We start from the raw sequence: 15,444 nt of genomic DNA, 5'->3' as shown, positions 1-15,444 counted from the left end.
GTCCCCGTCACCGACTCGCTCGAAGAGCCGCCCCGGGACACAAAGGTGCCAAAGGCCGAGTCTAACGGGGTGAGGACAGACGGATGCGCCCGCGGGCTGCTCAGACCAGGTAGGCCGGCACGCTCACGGGCAACGTAAATCGGAACTCCGCGCCGCCGCCGGGCGCGCGGCCGACCGTGATGAGGCCGCCGTGGGCCTCGACGATGCCCTTGACGATGTACAGCCCCAGGCCGGTGCCGCCGCGCTTGCTGCCCCGCCAGAAGCGGGTGAAGACGCGGTTCATGGACTCCTCCGGAATGCCGGGGCCCTCGTCACTCACTGTGACGGACGTGCCGGTGTCCTCCCCTTCGCGGGGGGACGCCGAGGGCGTGACGTCAATCGTGACGGTTCCCTCGCCGTGGCGCACCGCATTTTCCAGCAGGTTGCTCAGCACCTGGTCGACCTTGTCGGGGTCGGCCCACAGCGCGGGCAGCGGCTGCTCGATCCGCAGCAGGAAGCGGTCGGCGGGCTGGCCCGCGGCGACGTACGCCTGGATGTGCCGGCCCACGGCCGCGCCCATGTCGACGGGCTGACGGCGCAGCTCCAGCCGTCCGGAGTCGATGCGCGAGATGTCCAGCAGTTCGGCGATGAGCCGGGTGACGCGGTCGGCGTCGGCGTCGACGGTCTCCAGCATCAGCCGCTTCTGGTCGTCGGTGAACCGTTCCCACTTGGCCAGCAGGGTGGCGGTGAATCCCTTGACGGAGGTCAGCGGCGAGCGCAGTTCGTGGGCGACGGTCGCGATCAGTTCGGCGTGACTGCGTTCGGTACGGCGGCGCGCCTCGGTGTCACGAAGGGTGACGACGAGGCGGTGGAGCGGGCCGGTGGGGCGGGTGCGGACGTAGCGTGCGGACACCAGCACCTCCCGGCCGCCGGGCAGCAGCAGGTTGCGCTCGGGCTGGCGGACCCGGATGGCCAGTCCGCCGTAGGGGTCGGTGAGCTGCCACCAGCGCCGCCCCTCCAGATCCTCCAGCGGCAGCGCCTTCTCCAGCCGCTGTCCCAGGGCGTCGGCGGCGGGGGTGGCGGTGATGCGGGCGGCGGCGGCGTTGAAGCACACGATGTGGCCGTGCTCGTCGGCGATCACGAGACCGTCGGGCAGCTCGTCGGGGTCGATGCCGGACTCGGCGGGATCACCGCAGCGGGAGGCGGGCACCCGACCCGCCGCGCTCGCTTCCGGTGCGCCGCTCGTGCCGACACTCATCCCGGTTCCCCACCTCTCTGACGGCATGGGGGTCCCCCGTGCCGGCGCGCAGCCGAGAGCTCGGGGGATGGACCCCGGACCGGTCACCCTACTAGCTCTCGGTGACGGAGCGGCACCCTCCGGAGGCGCGCTGTGCACGGGCCGACGCATAGAGACATACGGCGGCCGCGGTGGCGAGGTTCAGGCTCTCGGCCCTTCCGTGGATCGGGACGCGCACGACGGCGTCGGCCAGCGCGCGGGTCTCCTCCGGGAGCCCCCAGGCCTCGTTGCCGAACACCCAGGCGGTGGGGCCGCCCATGGTGCCCTGGTCGAGTTCGTCGTCGAGGTCGTCGCTGCCCGCTCCGTCGGCGGCGAGAATGCGTACGCCCGCGTCCTTGAGTCCGGCCACGGCCCGCTCGACGGGTACGCCGACGGCGACCGGGAGGTGGAAGAGGGAGCCGACGGAGGCGCGCACGGCCTTGGGGTTGTACAGGTCGACGGAGGCGTCGGTCAGCACGACCGCCTCGGCTCCGGCGGCGTCCGCGCAGCGCAGCACGGTGCCGGCGTTGCCGGGGTCGCGGACGTTGGCGAGGACGGCGACGAGCCTGGGGCGGGCGGCGAGGATCTCCTCGAAGGGGGTGTCGAGGAACCGGCAGACCCCGACGAGTCCCTGCGGGGTGACGGTGGTCGAGATGTCCTCGATGACCTGCTCGTCGGCGAGGTGGACCCGGGCGCCGGCGGCGCGGGCCTGCCCGACGATGTCGGCGTAGCGCTCGGCGGCCTCGACGGTGGCGAACAGCTCGACGAGCGTGGACCCCGCGTCGCCGCGGTGACCGGCGGCCTCGCGCACGGCCTGCGGCCCCTCCGCGAGGAACAGCCGCTCCTTGCCCCGGAAGTTCCGCCGGGCGAGCCGCCGCGCGGCCGAGACGCGGGGGGAACGGGGGGAGATCAGCTCGGGGGCGACGGGAGGCATGGGGTTCACCTTCGGAAGTCCAGGGGTTCTTGTTCGCTCCGCCGGGAGCCGGGCGGGTCCGGGACGGCGTGCAGACAGAGTCGGACCCGCAGGCTGGTTCAGCCTGCGGGTCCGATCACGTCACATCCGGCTCGGGCCGGAGCGGCGTCACGCAGCCTTCGGCGCGTTCACGTCCGCCGGCAGAGCCTTCTGGGCAACCTCGACGAGCGCGGCGAACGCACCGGCGTCGTTGACGGCCAGCTCGGCCAGGATCTTGCGGTCGACCTCGACGTTCGCGGCCTTCAGACCCTGGATGAGGCGGTTGTACGTCATGCCGTTCTGGCGGGCCGCAGCGTTGATGCGCTGGATCCAGAGCTGGCGGAAGTCACCCTTGCGCTTCTTGCGGTCGTTGTAGTTGTAGACCAGCGAGTGGGTGACCTGCTCCTTGGCCTTGCGGTACAGGCGCGAACGCTGACCGCGGTAGCCGGAGGCCGCCTCGAGGATCGCCCGGCGCTTCTTGTGGGCGTTGACTGCCCGCTTGACGCGTGCCACTTGTTTAACTCCTTGTAGCGGGGCCGTGGTTGTCTTCACACGGCCCGGAATCGATGGGGTCCCGGTCCAGACGTACGGCGCTCAGCGGCGCCCGTACGTCACTTGCCGAGAAGCTTCTTGATCTTCGCGGTGTCGCCGGGAGCCATCTCGGCGGTGCCGGTGAGGCGGCGCGTCACGCGGGACGACTTGTGCTCGAGCAGGTGGCGCTTGCCGGCGCGCTCACGGAGCACCTTGCCGGAGCCGGTGATCTTGAAGCGCTTGCTGGCACCGCTGTGCGACTTGTTCTTCGGCATAGCGCCGTTATCTCCTCGTCGGTGGCGCTCCTGTGCCCGGTCGTCAAACCGGGCACGGTGGAGCGTCGTCTCTTGTATCGGTTACATCCCTGGGACTCGCGTCCCGGGGGTCACGCCTCGGCGTGCTCCTCGGCGGGCGCCTCGACCTCGGCCGCGGCCTCGGTGTCGACCTTGGCGTCGGCCTCGGAGTCGGCGTCGGCGTCCGCGGGGTTCTGCGAGCGGCCGGGGTTGGCCTTCGCTTCCGCCTTGCGGGCTTCCTGCGCCTGCCGGGCCTCGGCCATCGCCTCGGTCTTCTTCTTGTGCGGACCGAGAACCATGATCATGTTTCGGCCGTCCTGCTTCGGGTTCGACTCGACGAAACCGAGGTCCTGGACGTCTTCCGCGAGGCGCTGCAGCAGTCGGTAGCCCAGCTCGGGGCGGGACTGCTCGCGACCACGGAACATGATCGTGATCTTGACCTTGTCGCCCTGCTTGAGGAACCGGACGACGTGACCCTTTTTGGTGTCATAGTCGTGCGGGTCGATCTTCGGCCGGAGCTTCATTTCCTTGATGACCGTGTGCGCCTGGTTCTTGCGCGCCTCACGGGCCTTCATGGCCGACTCGTACTTGAACTTCCCGTAGTCCATGAGCTTGCAGACCGGCGGACGCGCGCTCGCCGCCACCTCAACCAGGTCGAGGTCGTACTCCTGCGCAAGCTCCAGCGCCTTGGCAAGCGGAACAATCCCGACCTGCTCGCCGCTGGGACCGACAAGTCGCACTTCGGGAACGCGAATCCGGTCGTTGATGCGGGGCTCGGTGCTGATGGATCCTCCTCGGTAGCACCACACGGCGGTCTGGCGGACAGCCGCGTAACGTCTTTGTTCGTTAGACCTAACCGCACCGAGACACAAAAAATGCCCCGAACGATCACAGGCGGGGCTCCTCGAACTACCGGAACACCGCCGCGGTGAACGCGGGGCGCACTATCGGGCGGACCGCCGTCACGAAGGAACGGCGCCGCCTGACCGGTGACCCGCCGCCCCGGAGGGCGGTCAGGTGGGAGTTCGAAGCCTCCACTTGTAGGTCGGATCCGTCTGCCGTGGGCATACGTCTCCGACCGGTCGTTACACAAGGTTAGCAGCATCGGTCCGGAACGGCTAATTGAGGCCAAGTGGGGCCCGTTCCCGTCCGGGACCTATCGTGTGGGGCATGAGTGAGACCTCCCCCTCGGACACCCCCGAGACCCCCGGCACGAACGACTTCGACGCCATGACCCGCGACATCGCCGAGGTCCCCGCGGTCGAGGTGATCGTGACGGTCGCCGTCAACCTGATGAGCGCCGCCGCCGTGAAGCTCGGCCTGACCGACGAGGGCGACAAGTACAAGGACCTGGACGAGGCCCGCAAGCTGGTGCACGCCCTCGCCGGTCTGCTGGACGCGAGCACCACCGAGATCAGCTCGTTCCACGCGGCACCGCTGCGCGACGGTCTGAAGTCGCTCCAGCTCGCCTTCCGCGAGGCGTCGATCGCCCCGGACGAGCCCGGCCAGGGCCCCGGCGAGAAGTACACCGGACCGGTCTACGGCTAGTCCCCGGACCCCACAAGCGAATCCACGGCCGGTCCGTCCGGCCGGTGCGCGGCCGGGGCCCGGTGGTCTCAGTCGCGTACGTACAGGGGCTCGCCCGGTGGCGTCGTCCCGGCCGGCAGCACCGCCAGGTCGAGACCGCGCACCAGGCGGGCCCTCAGCGTCTCGTCGGCGGCCAGCCGTCCGGCGAGCGCGCGGGCGGCCTCGGCCGGGGCGGCGTCCGGGTCCAGGACCAGGGCGAGGGTGCCGTCGGCCTGCCCGGGGCCGAGGTGGGCACGCAGCACGGCGGGCTCGGCGGCCACCGCGGCGCGCACCGCCTCGACGACGGCCGGATCGGCGAGCGGCTCGGTCGTCGTACGGCCCTCGGCGAGCGCCCGCAGCGCCGCCCCCGTCAGCTCGTAGGGCACCGGTCCCGCCAGATCCAGCACGACGGTGTCGGCCTTCTCGTGCGCCGCGGCCTTCAGGGCCTGGTGCAGGGGTACGGCCACGGGACGGGCCTGGGGGTCCCAGCGGGCCAGCGACTCGGTGGACGTGAAGGCCGGCAGGGCGGTGCGCGAGCCCGCCTTCAGCGTCGGCACGGCCATGTCGCTGGTCTTCTCGCGGCGCAGCCCGTTCTCGTCCTCCTCGACCTCGCCGAGCACGGCGACGACGGGGACGAGCAGCCGGGCGCCCCTGAGCGCCTCCAGGACGGGGCCCACGGCGGTGCGGTCCGTGTCCCAGGCGGCCAGCGCGGCGCTGAGCCGGGGATCGGCGGAGCCGTCGTCGTCGGAGAAGCCGGGGTCGGGAATGTTCTTGTTCGCCACGGTCACCGACCCTATAGGTGGGATGCTGCCGCGCTTGTGCGGCCCCTGAAACCGGGCGGACACCGAACTCACAGGTTTCTCAGATTTCCCTGACGAAGCTCTAACTTCGGTCTAACGGCCCGCACAGTCGCCGCGTCCAGCATCTCGGGCATGGAGTCCTCCAGAGCCCGCCAAGGCCGCCGCGCCCGCCCCTCGCGCCGCCGCCCCCTGCTCCACACCGCCCTCGCCTCGGTCGTGATCGTCGGCGGCACGGCCCTGGGCACGGTGTACGTCAAGGCCCAGGCGCACTCGGGGACGAGCGCCGTATCGTCGTCGCCGTCGCCGTCGGCCACCTCCTCGCCGTCGGCCGACGGAGAGGCAACGGTGGAACCCGTGACGGAGCCCTCGGTGGACCGCGGACAGCTGCTGGCCGACGCGCTGGCGACGGTGACCGTGCCGCAGCGCGCGCGGGTGTCGGCGGCGGTCCTGGACCTGGAGTCCGGCGAGAGCGCCGCGTACGGGGACGCCGCCTTCGACACGGCGAGCATCGTCAAGGTCGACATCCTGGCGACGCTGCTGCTCCAGGCGCAGGACGCCGGCCGGCACCTCACCGCCGCGGAGAAGACGTACGCCACCGCGATGATCGAGAACAGCGACAACGCCTCCGCGTCGGCGCTGTGGAGGATCATCGGCGAGGCGGAGGGCCTCGACGCCGCGAACAAGCGGTTCGGGCTCACGGACACCGCGGGCGGCGACGGCATGCTGTGGGGACTGACCCGGACGACGGCCGCGGACCAGTTGACGCTGCTCCGGCAGGTCTTCGGGGACGACGCGAAGCTGAGCGCGGCCTCACAGACGTATGTCCAGGGGCTGATGCGGCAGATCGCCGCCGACCAGCACTGGGGCGTCTCGGCCGCCGCCACCGGTTCCGCGTGGGCGCTGAAGAACGGCTGGCTGGCGCGCAGCACCACCGGGCTGTGGGACATCAACAGCATCGGGCGGGTGACGGCCGACGGCCACGACTACCTGGTGGCCGTGCTGTCCGACGGCAACGCGACGCAGGCCGGGGGCATCTCGCTGGTCGAGGCGGCGGCACGGGCGGCGGTCTCGGGCTTCACCGGAAGCGACGTCGGGTCGTCCTCGGCGTCCGCCTCGACGGCGGCGGCGTCGTCCGCAGCCGGCTGAGCCGGGCGGCCGGCGGCGATCCGGGCAGCGGCCCTGGCCGGGCGCCTAGAACTCGTCCTGGCGACGGTGGGGGCGGCGGCTTCGCCACATGACGACCGCGGCGACCAGCAGCACGCCGCCGACGCTGCCCGCCAGCGGGCCCGCCCAGCTCGACATGTCGTCGTCCGCCGCGGCGGCGTCGGGCCCGGAGCCGAAGTACTTCCGACCGTACGCGGCGGCCTTGAGTCCCTCCGGATCGAGGCGGCCGGCGGCCTTGAGGGCGGCGGCCGGGTCGATGAAGCCGAAGCCACGGGAGTCGTCGCGCCCGCCGTCGGGCGCGTTGCGGGCGGTGTCCTCCAGGAGCTTCTTGATCTGGGCCGGGCTCAGACCCGGGTGGGCCGCCTTGACGAGGGCCACCGCGCCGGAGACGAAGGCGGAGGCCGCGCTGGTGCCCCAGCCCTCGTAGTAACGGTGGTCCGGGGCCGCGATGACGACGTCGACACCGGGCGCGCTGACGGTGGCGTACCAGCGGCGGGTGGAGAAGGAGGCGCGGGTGCCGTAGCGGTCGACGGCGGTCGCGGCGATCACGCCCGGGTAGGCGGCCGGGTAGGAGATGTGGTCGCCCTTCTCGCCGCCGTTGCCCGCCGAGGCGACGACGACGGCGCCCTTCTTCAGGGCGTACTGGATGGCCTCGTCCTCGCCGGGCTCCGGGTGCGCGGAGGAGGAGTCGTCGCCGAGCGAGAGGTTGATGACGTCGGCGCCGTGGTCGGCGGCCCAGCGGATGCCCTCGGCGAGGGCGTTGCCGCGGGTGGTGCGGGCCTTGGACCGGGAGGGGTCGTCGTCCTCCAGGATCACCCGGACGGGGAGGATCCTGGCCTCGGGGGCGATGCCCATGACGCCGGCGTCGTCCCCGGCGCCGTGTCCGTGACCGGCGATGATCCCGGCCATCGCGGTGCCGTGCCGGGCCCAGGAGTCGTCACCGGGCTTCGCGCCGAAGCCGACCAGGTCGGTGCCGGCCAGGACGTTGCCGTCGAGGTCGGGGTGGTCGTCCTCGACGCCGGTGTCCAGGACGGCGACGGTGATGCCCTTGCCCTTGGTGGTCCGCCAGGCCTGCTGGGTGTGCATGGCGTCCAGCGCCCACTGCTGGGCGCGGATGCCGTCGGCGTGCGCGGGGACGGCCGGCGCGAGGGCGAGGGAGGCGGCCAGGAGCGAGCCGACGAGCCCGGCGCGGTAGGTCGTACGGGTCGTACGGCTGTTCATGACGGTTCCTCCGTGGCCGCGTCGGCGGTCTTGCGGAACGCGCGTTCGATGCGGTCGGCCAGGCCTTGGGCCTCGTTGCCGAGACCGGCCTGCGCGGGGTCCGTGGTGGCGCTGGACTGCGTGGCGTCGGCCGCCGGCTGCGGGGTGTCGACGCCGCGGCCGTCGGCCCAGCCGGAGACGGCGAAGACGACCACGGGGGTGTCCGTCAGCACGGAGACGGTCCACGAGGCACGCTGCTTGTCGCCGAAGGCGGCGGCGACGGTGTCCTTCGGCGCGTAGGCGCGGGGCATGAGGTCGGCGCGGCGGTCGAGCCCCTCCTTGCGGAACCGGGCGTCCAAAGCACTCATGGTCGCCGCGTCCGCCTTGGTGAAGAGCAGGCCGACGGTGGTGACGTAGCTGCGGGTCGCGTCCGTGTAGGTGGCGCGCAGCAGGCGCCGGCAGCCGGCGGGGGCGAGGACCTTGTGCAGCAAGGGGTCGAACGCGTTCCGGCAGCCGCTGTCCGGGGCGACGGCGATCCGCGTCCAGGTCCGGTCGGCGCCGCCCGGGCCCGCTCCGGTGCCCTGCACGGTGGGCGGGAAGAGCTGGTCCACGGGGATGCTGTGCCACAGTTCGGCGGCTGCCGCGAAGGAGTCCCGGGCGCCGTCGTCCCCGGACCCGCCGGTCAGCCAACTGCCCGTCGCCGCACCGCCGATGAGCCCGAATCCGAGCACCACGCAGACGGCTGCGACGGTGGTACGGGAGCGCAGGCGCACCGCGAGGGGCACCGGCCGCGCCCGCTCGTCGTACCCCTCCGGCTCCCCGAACGTCACGACGGGACGGTCCGCGGGCGGGGTCATCGCGGTCCAGGAGAGCGCCGGGTCCGGAGTCACGGGCGCGGAGGCGGCGGGGGTTCCCGAGGAATGCGGGGGCGCGGGGTGCGGAGGTATGCCCGGGACGCCGGGCGGCGCGGGGTGCGGCGGCATGGCGAAGGACGCGGGCGGAGTCAGGGGCGTCCAGGCTTCGGGCTCAGACGTCCAGGCCTCGGGCTCGGCCTCGCCGGTCCGGCCCGCGTCAGGTCCGGGGCGGCCCGGCGCGACGGCGCCGAAGCCGACGGCGGCCTCCGCCGCGCCCGCGCGCTTCGGGGGTACGACACCGGAGCCGCCGAAGGCGGTGGCCGGTGGCACGGCGGTCGGCGGGACGGTGCCCGACGGGACACCGGGCCGGGTGTCCGGCCGCGGCGGCACCGGCCCGGCGGCGGGGGACGGGACACGGGGCCGGTCCTGCGGAGGCGGCGGGACCGCGGCCGAGGCGGGACGCCGGAAGAAGTCCGTGGGTGTGCCGGTGCCCGGACGCGTCTGCGGGCGCGACGGCACGGCGGTGGTGCCGGGACGGTTCTGCACGGCGGCGGGAGTGGCGCCTCGCCCGGTGTCCGACCCGGCCTGCGGGACCGGGGGGACCGGGCGCAGCCGGGCGGTCGTCTCCGAGGGCCCCTCGGCGGGCACACCGGTGGTCCTCGGCGGGGCCGCGGGCCGGTGTCCGGGCCGCGGCGGCACACCACCGGACGGCGCAGCGTCGGGCAGACGCGTCGCGGCGGACGGCGGGGCATCCGGTCGACGGGCGGCAGCGGACGGCGGCGCGTCCGGCAGACGCGTGGCAGCAGACGGCGGGGCATCCGGTCGGCGCGGGGCGGCCGACGGCGGGGCATCCGGCAGACGCGTGGCAGCCGACGGCGGAGCGTCCGGCAGACGCGTGGCAGCCGACGGCGGAGCGTCCGGCCGGCGCGGGGCAGCCGACGGCGGAGCGTCCGGCAGACGCGGGGCAGCCGACGGCGGAGCGTCCGGCAGACGCGTCGCGGCCGACGGCGGAGCGTCCGGCAGACGCGGGGCAGCCGACGGCGGAGCATCCGGTCGACGGGCGGCAGCGGACGGCGGAGCGTCCGGGAAGCGTGCCGTGGCGGCCGGCGGGGGCGGAGTCGTCGATGCCCTGTCGGCGCGGGGGCCGGAGGAGGCGGACGGGAAGCTCGGGAACCGCGCCGCCCCGGCCCGGGGAGGACCGGCCGCGGAAGGGTCAGTACCGGCCGCGTCACCGCCGCCCTGGGCGGGCGCACCGGTACCGGTGCGCGCCGGGGACGACGAGCCACGCGTCGGTGCCGACCCGGCGGCCTGCCCGAAGCCCGTCGGCGCGGCGCCCGGCGCGCCGCCCGGCGTGGACCCCCTGGAGGCTCCGGAAGCCCCGGGCGCCCCGGGCGCGGTACCCGACGGCGAGGCCGTGGCGGAGTGCTGCGGTGTCCTGGGCGGCGGGTCGTTCGCGGGGGCGGGGGGTGTGGAGGGCGCGGGCCGGGGACCCGGTCCGGGTCCGGAGGACGTGTCCGCGTCCACCGGCTCGTCGGCGGCACCGGAGGAACCGGTCGTACCGGTGGAGCCGGGGGCACCGCCGGAACCGGAGGACGGAGGCGTGGTGGGCCGTGGTGGAACGGGGGCGCGGCGCGCTTCCGTGCTCATGCACCCCCCGCTTCCTCGTACCCGGGCCGTCGCTCTCGTGCGCGGGCCGTCGTGCGGCCGACGCCCGGCCTGCCCGCGACGCAGTCGCTTCGCCTCGGGCACGCATACCCGCACGGACGGGCCGTCATCCCGGCGCGGACCTGCGACCGGCGTCGGATCCTCCGTGCGTGCGCGTCACTCTACGGCTTGTTCGAGGCCGATCGGGAACCAGTCCGCGACGCCGGGGCATCTGCCCGGATCGTCCCCCTACCCTGCGGTAATCCTGTCTGGCAGTCTTCGTGCATGACTGCGCGCGCTGCCGACCGGGCCCGTTACGACCGGGCCACCGCCCATCTCGACGCCCCCCTCGCGATCGTCGATCTGGACGCCTTCGACGCCAACGCGGAGGACTTGGTGCGCAGGGCGGCCGGCAAGCCGATCCGGGTCGCCAGCAAGTCCGTCCGCTGCCGGGCCCTGCTCGAACGCGTCCTGGCGAAGGACGGCTTCGCGGGCATCATGTCCCTGACCCTCGCCGAGTCCCTCTGGCTGGCGCGCTCGGGCTTCGACGACGTCCTGCTCGCCTATCCCTCCGTCGACCGCGCCGCCTACGCGGAGCTCACCAACGACCCCAAGCTGGCGGCCGCCGTGACCGTGATGGTCGACGACGTCGCGCAGCTCGACCTGATCGACGCCGCGCGGGCCGGCGGAAGCGAAGTGGTGCGGGTCTGCCTGGAGATGGACACCGCGCTGAAGCTGTTCGGCGGCCGGGTGCGGGTCGGCGCCCGCCGCTCCCCGCTGCACTCCCCCGAGCAGCTCGCCGACCTGGCGCGCGCGGTGCAGCGGCGGCCGGGGTTCAAGGTCGTCGCGATCATGGCGTACGAGGGTCACATAGCCGGTGTCGGGGACTCGGTGGCCGGCCGGCCGCTGCGCTCGCGCGCGGTGCGGCTGATGCAGGCGACCGCCCGCCGGGAGCTGGCCGAGCGGCGCGCGGCGGTCGTACGGGCGGTCCGGGCCGTCGTGCCCGATCTGGAGTACGTCAACGGCGGCGGCACCGGCAGCGTGCAGCACACGGTGGCCGAGGACGCGGTCACCGAGGTCGCGGCCGGTTCCGGGTTGTACGTGCCGAGGCTCTTCGACAACTACACGTCCTTCAGCGGCCGTCCGGCCGCCCTCTTCGCCCAGCCCGTGGTGCGGCGGCCGGGGGTCGGGGTGGTGACCGTCCTCGGCGGCGGCTACCCCGCCTCGGGCGCCGCCGGACACGACCGGCTCCCGGTGCCGTACCTGCCCGAGGGCCTGCGCTACGACCCGCAGGAGGGGCCCGGCGAGGCGCAGACCCCGCTGCTCGGTTCGCCCGCCGACGACCTGCTCATCGGCGACAAGGTGTGGTTCCGGCACGCGAAGGCCGGTGAGTTGTGCGAGCGGTTCGACGTGCTGCACCTGATCGAGGGCGACGCGGTGACGGCGACCGTGCCGACGTACCGCGGCGAGGGGCACACCTTCCTGTAAGTGCCCGGGACAGGGCCGGAGTTCTCGGACTCCGGCCCTTCGGCAGCTCAGCGGGACAGGTCACATGGGCGTGACGTACGCGCCCGAGATCCCGCCGTCGACCAGGAAGTCGCTGGCGTTCACGAAGGAGGAGTCGTCGCTCGCCAGGAACGCGACGGCGGCGGCGATCTCCTCGGCCTCGGCGAACCGGCCGAGCGGGATGTGCACGAGACGGCGGGCGGCCCGCTCCGGGTCCTTGGCGAACAGCTCCTGGAGCAAGGGGGTGTTGACCGGCCCGGGGCACAGGGCGTTGACGCGGATGCCCTCGCGGGCGAACTGCACGCCGAGCTCACGGGACATCGCCAGGACACCGCCCTTGGACGCGGTGTACGAGATCTGGGAGGTGGCCGCGCCCATCCGGGCCACGAAGGACGCCGTGTTGATGATGGAGCCCTTGCCCTGGCGGCGCATGTAGGGGATGGCGGCCTTGCAGCACAGATAGACGGAGGTGAGGTTGACCTCCTGGACGCGCTTCCAGGCCTCGAGTCCGGTCTCCAGGATGGAGTCGTCGTCGGGCGGCGAGATGCCCGCGTTGTTGAAGGCGACGTCGACGCTGCCGTAGGTGTCGTAGGCCGTCTTGAACAGGGCCTCGACCTGCTCGGGGTCGGTGACGTCGACCTTGACGAAGATCCCGCCGACTTCCTCGGCGGCCGCCTTGCCGCGGGTCTCGTCGACGTCCGCGCAGACGACGTGGGCGCCCTCGGAGGCGAGCCGGCGGGCGGTGGCGAGGCCGATGCCGCTGCCGGCTCCGGTGATGACGGCGGTGCGGCCGACCAGTCGGCGGCAGACGGCGTCAGGGGTCAGTGCGGTCACTGTGCGGGGCCCTCCGTGCTGATGAAGACGTTCTTGGTCTCGGTGAAGGCGGTGAGGGCGTCGGGGCCGAGTTCACGGCCGACGCCGGACTGCTTGAAGCCGCCGAACGGGGTCCAGTAACGGACGCTGGAGTGGGAGTTGACCGACAGGTTGCCGGCCCGCACGGCCCGCGAGACCCGCAGGGCGCGGCCGACGTCGCGGGTCCACAGGGAGCCGGCGAGGCCGTAGTCGGTGGCGTTGGCGAGCGCCACGGCGTGCTCCTCGTCGTCGAAGGGGAGGACGACGGCGACCGGCCCGAAGACCTCCTCGACGGCCACCCGGGCACGCGGGTCGACGCCGGTGAGGACGGTGGGCGGGAACCAGTAGCCGGGGCCTTCGGGGGCCTTGCCGCGGATGCCGGGCGCGTCCGGGTCGACGTAGGACCGTACGCGTTCCAGCTGGGGCCTGGAGATCAGCGGGCCCATCTGGGTCCGCTCGTCGGCCGGGTCGCCGACGCGGACGGACTCGATCGCGGGCGCGAGGAGGTCCAGGAAGCGTTCGTGGACCGGGCGTTGGACGAGGATGCGGGTGCGGGCGCAGCAGTCCTGGCCGGAGTTGTCGAGGAAGGACATGGGGGCGGCGGCCGCGGCGGCTTCGAGGTCGGCGTCGGCGAAGACGATGTTCGGGCTCTTGCCGCCGAGTTCGAGGGTGACGCGCTTGAGGCGGTCCGCGCCCTTGGCCCACACCTGCTTGCCGACGGCCGTGGACCCGGTGAACACGATCTTCGCGACGCCGGGGTGCTCGACGAGCGCGGCGCCCGCGACGGGGCCGTGTCCGGGCAGCACCTGGAAGAGGTCCCGCGGCAGCCCTGCCTCCAGGGCGAGTTCGGCCAGCCGCAGGGCCGTCAGCGGGGTGGTCTCGGCGGGCTTGAGGATCACCGCGTTGCCCGCCGCGAGTGCGGGCGCGGTGCCCCAGGCCGCGATGGGCATGGGGAAGTTCCAGGGCGCGATCACGCCGACGACGCCGAGCGGTTCGAGGATCGTCACGTCCAGACCGCCGGCCACCGGGATCTGACGTCCGGTCAGCCGCTCCACGCCACCGGCCGCGTAGTCGAGCAGGTCGCGTACGTTGCCCGCCTCCCAGCGGGCGTTGCCGATCGTGTGTCCGGCCTCCAGGACCTCCGACCGGGCCAGTTCCTCCAGGTGTTCGTCCACCGCGGCGGCGAACCGGCGCAGCAGCCGGGCCCGGTCGCCGGGTGCGAGGGCGGCCCAGCGTTCCTGTGCCCGCGTGGCTCGTACGACCGCCGCGTGCACGTCGGCCGCGGTGGCGGCCGGCACGGTCGCGACGAGCTCCTCGGTGGCGGGGTTGCGTACCTGGAGTTCGTGTTCCCGCGCGTGCTCCCGCTCGGGTTCGCGATCCCGCTCGCGTTCCTGGTCGCGGTCCTGCTCGGGCCGGTGCTCGGGCTCGTGCTCGTGGGACAAGAAGGGCCTCACATGCGTTCGAAGGAGCGGCGCAGCTCCCAGTCGGTGACCGCGGCGTCGTAGGCCTCCAGCTCGACGCGGGCCATGTTGCGGTAGTGCGCGACGACCTCGTCGCCGAAGGCGGCACGGGCGATCGGGCTGTCCGCCCAGATCTCGGCGGCCTCGCGCAGGGTGGTGGGCACCTGCGCGTATCCGGCGGTGTAGGCGTTGCCCGCGCAGGCCTCGGGCAGCTCCAGCTTGTGCTCGATGCCGTACAGCCCGGCCGCGACCAGTCCGGCGACGGCGAGGTGCGGGTTGACGTCACCGCCGGGCAGCCGGTTCTCGAACCGCATCGAGCGGCCGTGGCCGACCACGCGCAGGGCGCAGGTGCGGTTGTCATGGCCCCAGGCGACGGCGGTCGGCGCGAAGGAGCCGGGCTGGAAGCGCTTGTAGGAGTTGATGTTCGGGGCGTAGAGGAGGGAGAAGTCGCGGAGCGCGGCGAGCTGTCCGGCGAGGAAGTGGCGCATGACCTCGGACATGCCGCCCGGGTCCGCGGCGTCGCCCGCCATGGCGTTGGTGCCGTCCGCGGCCGCGAGCGAGAGGTGGATGTGGCAGGAGTTGCCCTCGCGCTCGTTGTACTTGGCCATGAAGGTGAGCGAGACGCCCTCCTGGGCGGCGATCTCCTTGGCCCCGGTCTTGTAGACGGCGTGCTGGTCGCAGGTGACCAGGGCTTCGGCGTAGCGGAAGGCGATCTCGTGCTGGCCGGGGTTGCACTCGCCCTTGGCGGACTCGACCGTGAGGCCCGCGGCGGCCATCTCGTTGCGGATGCGGCGCAGCAGGGGCTCGATCCGGCCGGTGCCGAGCACCGAGTAGTCGACGTTGTACTGGTTGGCCGGGGTCAGCCCCCGGTAGTTCGCGTCCCAGGCCTGTTCGTAGGTGTCCTTGAAGACGATGAACTCCAGCTCGGTGCCGACCTGGGCGGTGTACCCGTGCTCGGCCAGCCGGTCCAGTTGCCGGCGCAGGATCTGCCGGGGCGCGGCGACCACGGGCGAGCCGTCCTCCCAGGCGAGGTCGGCGATCACCAGGGCCGTGCCGGCGTTCCAGGGCACCCGGCGCAGCGTGGCCAGGTCGGGGTGCATCGCGAAGTCGCCGTAGCCGCGCTCCCAGGAGGACATCGCGTACCCGTCGACGGTGTTCATCTCGGTGTCGACGGCCAGGAGGTAGTTGCAGCCCTCGGTGCCGTGCTCCAGGACCTCGTCGAGGAAGAACCGGGCGGCGAACCGTTTGCCCTGGAGCCGCCCTTGCATGTCGGGGAAGGCCAGGACGACGGTGTCGATCTCACCGCTCGCGACGAGGGCCCGCAGCTCCTCGACGCTCAGCGGGGGCGTGCGGTCTGCCACGGGGGC

14 protein-coding genes are annotated in these 15,444 nt (G+C 73.3%); 3 read left to right on the top strand and 11 right to left on the bottom strand.

Going from position 1 to position 15,444, the window contains the following annotated elements; translation table 11 throughout:
• Positions 1-100 precede the first annotated feature (100 nt).
• The 5 genes from ACZ60B_RS22735 to infC form a co-directional block, all read right to left on the bottom strand.
• Positions 101-1,237 (bottom strand): sensor histidine kinase, encoded by a 1,137-nt coding sequence (locus ACZ60B_RS22735; protein ID WP_469389681.1) that lies wholly within the window; start codon positions 1,235-1,237, stop codon positions 101-103.
• A gap of 91 nt (positions 1,238-1,328) precedes the next feature.
• Positions 1,329-2,189, bottom strand: coding sequence for a TrmH family RNA methyltransferase (locus ACZ60B_RS22730; protein WP_469389679.1), 861 nt, complete (start codon positions 2,187-2,189; stop codon positions 1,329-1,331).
• Positions 2,190-2,336: 147 nt separating this feature from the next.
• Positions 2,337-2,720, bottom strand: coding sequence for a 50S ribosomal protein L20 (gene rplT / locus ACZ60B_RS22725; protein WP_162469411.1), 384 nt, complete (start codon positions 2,718-2,720; stop codon positions 2,337-2,339).
• Positions 2,721-2,818: 98 nt separating this feature from the next.
• Positions 2,819-3,013, bottom strand: coding sequence for a 50S ribosomal protein L35 (rpmI, locus tag ACZ60B_RS22720; RefSeq protein ID WP_055528302.1), 195 nt, complete (start codon positions 3,011-3,013; stop codon positions 2,819-2,821).
• A gap of 110 nt (positions 3,014-3,123) precedes the next feature.
• The gene (gene infC, locus ACZ60B_RS22715; protein ID WP_450665947.1) at positions 3,124-3,840 is read right to left on the bottom strand and encodes a translation initiation factor IF-3; all 717 of its coding nucleotides are present in this window, start codon (positions 3,838-3,840) and stop codon (positions 3,124-3,126) included.
• A 361-nt stretch (positions 3,841-4,201) separates the two neighbouring features.
• Here infC and ACZ60B_RS22710 point away from each other — a divergent pair, with 361 nt between their 5' ends.
• Positions 4,202-4,579 carry a DUF1844 domain-containing protein gene (locus ACZ60B_RS22710; RefSeq protein ID WP_469389676.1) on the top strand — a complete coding sequence of 126 codons (378 nt, stop codon included), beginning with the start codon at positions 4,202-4,204 and terminating at the stop codon, positions 4,577-4,579.
• Positions 4,580-4,647: 68 nt separating this feature from the next.
• Here the strand turns inward: ACZ60B_RS22710 and ACZ60B_RS22705 are convergent, their stop codons facing one another.
• Entirely contained in the window at positions 4,648-5,379 is a 732-nt protein-coding gene (locus ACZ60B_RS22705; protein ID WP_469389674.1) for an SseB family protein, read from the bottom strand.
• 150 nt (positions 5,380-5,529) lie between these two features.
• Here ACZ60B_RS22705 and ACZ60B_RS22700 point away from each other — a divergent pair, with 150 nt between their 5' ends.
• Positions 5,530-6,543 carry a serine hydrolase gene (locus tag ACZ60B_RS22700; protein WP_469389672.1) on the top strand — a complete coding sequence of 338 codons (1,014 nt, stop codon included), beginning with the start codon at positions 5,530-5,532 and terminating at the stop codon, positions 6,541-6,543.
• A 45-nt stretch (positions 6,544-6,588) separates the two neighbouring features.
• On the opposite strand, the gene mycP is transcribed toward ACZ60B_RS22700, so the two are convergent.
• On the bottom strand, positions 6,589-7,782 hold the full coding sequence (gene mycP / locus ACZ60B_RS22695) for a type VII secretion-associated serine protease mycosin (protein ID WP_469389670.1): 1,194 nt from the start codon (positions 7,780-7,782) through the stop codon (positions 6,589-6,591).
• Positions 7,779-9,263 (bottom strand): hypothetical protein, encoded by a 1,485-nt coding sequence (locus ACZ60B_RS22690; RefSeq protein ID WP_469389668.1) that lies wholly within the window; start codon positions 9,261-9,263, stop codon positions 7,779-7,781. Before ACZ60B_RS22690 ends, mycP begins: the two co-directional genes overlap by 4 nt.
• Positions 9,264-10,544: 1,281 nt before the next feature.
• Here ACZ60B_RS22690 and ACZ60B_RS22685 point away from each other — a divergent pair.
• A complete protein-coding gene (locus tag ACZ60B_RS22685) occupies positions 10,545-11,747 on the top strand; it encodes an amino acid deaminase/aldolase (protein ID WP_469389666.1) in 1,203 nt (400 codons plus the stop codon).
• Positions 11,748-11,807: 60 nt separating this feature from the next.
• On the opposite strand, the gene ACZ60B_RS22680 is transcribed toward ACZ60B_RS22685, so the two are convergent.
• The 3 genes from ACZ60B_RS22680 to ACZ60B_RS22670 are packed head-to-tail and all read right to left on the bottom strand — an operon-like array spanning position 11,808 to position 15,438.
• A complete protein-coding gene (locus tag ACZ60B_RS22680; protein ID WP_469389792.1) occupies positions 11,808-12,590 on the bottom strand; it encodes a 3-oxoacyl-ACP reductase in 783 nt (260 codons plus the stop codon).
• A gap of 5 nt (positions 12,591-12,595) precedes the next feature.
• On the bottom strand, positions 12,596-14,101 hold the full coding sequence (locus ACZ60B_RS22675) for an aldehyde dehydrogenase family protein (protein ID WP_469389790.1): 1,506 nt from the start codon (positions 14,099-14,101) through the stop codon (positions 12,596-12,598).
• A complete protein-coding gene (locus tag ACZ60B_RS22670) occupies positions 14,068-15,438 on the bottom strand; it encodes a glutamine synthetase family protein (RefSeq protein WP_469389664.1) in 1,371 nt (456 codons plus the stop codon). Before ACZ60B_RS22670 ends, ACZ60B_RS22675 begins: the two co-directional genes overlap by 34 nt.
• Between the last annotated feature and the right edge of the window lie 6 nt (positions 15,439-15,444).

Source organism: Streptomyces sp. NPDC104096 (assembly GCF_055584385.1).
The sequence above is the reverse complement of the archived record's forward strand: the minus strand, read 5'-3'. Positions and strand labels throughout refer to the sequence as shown.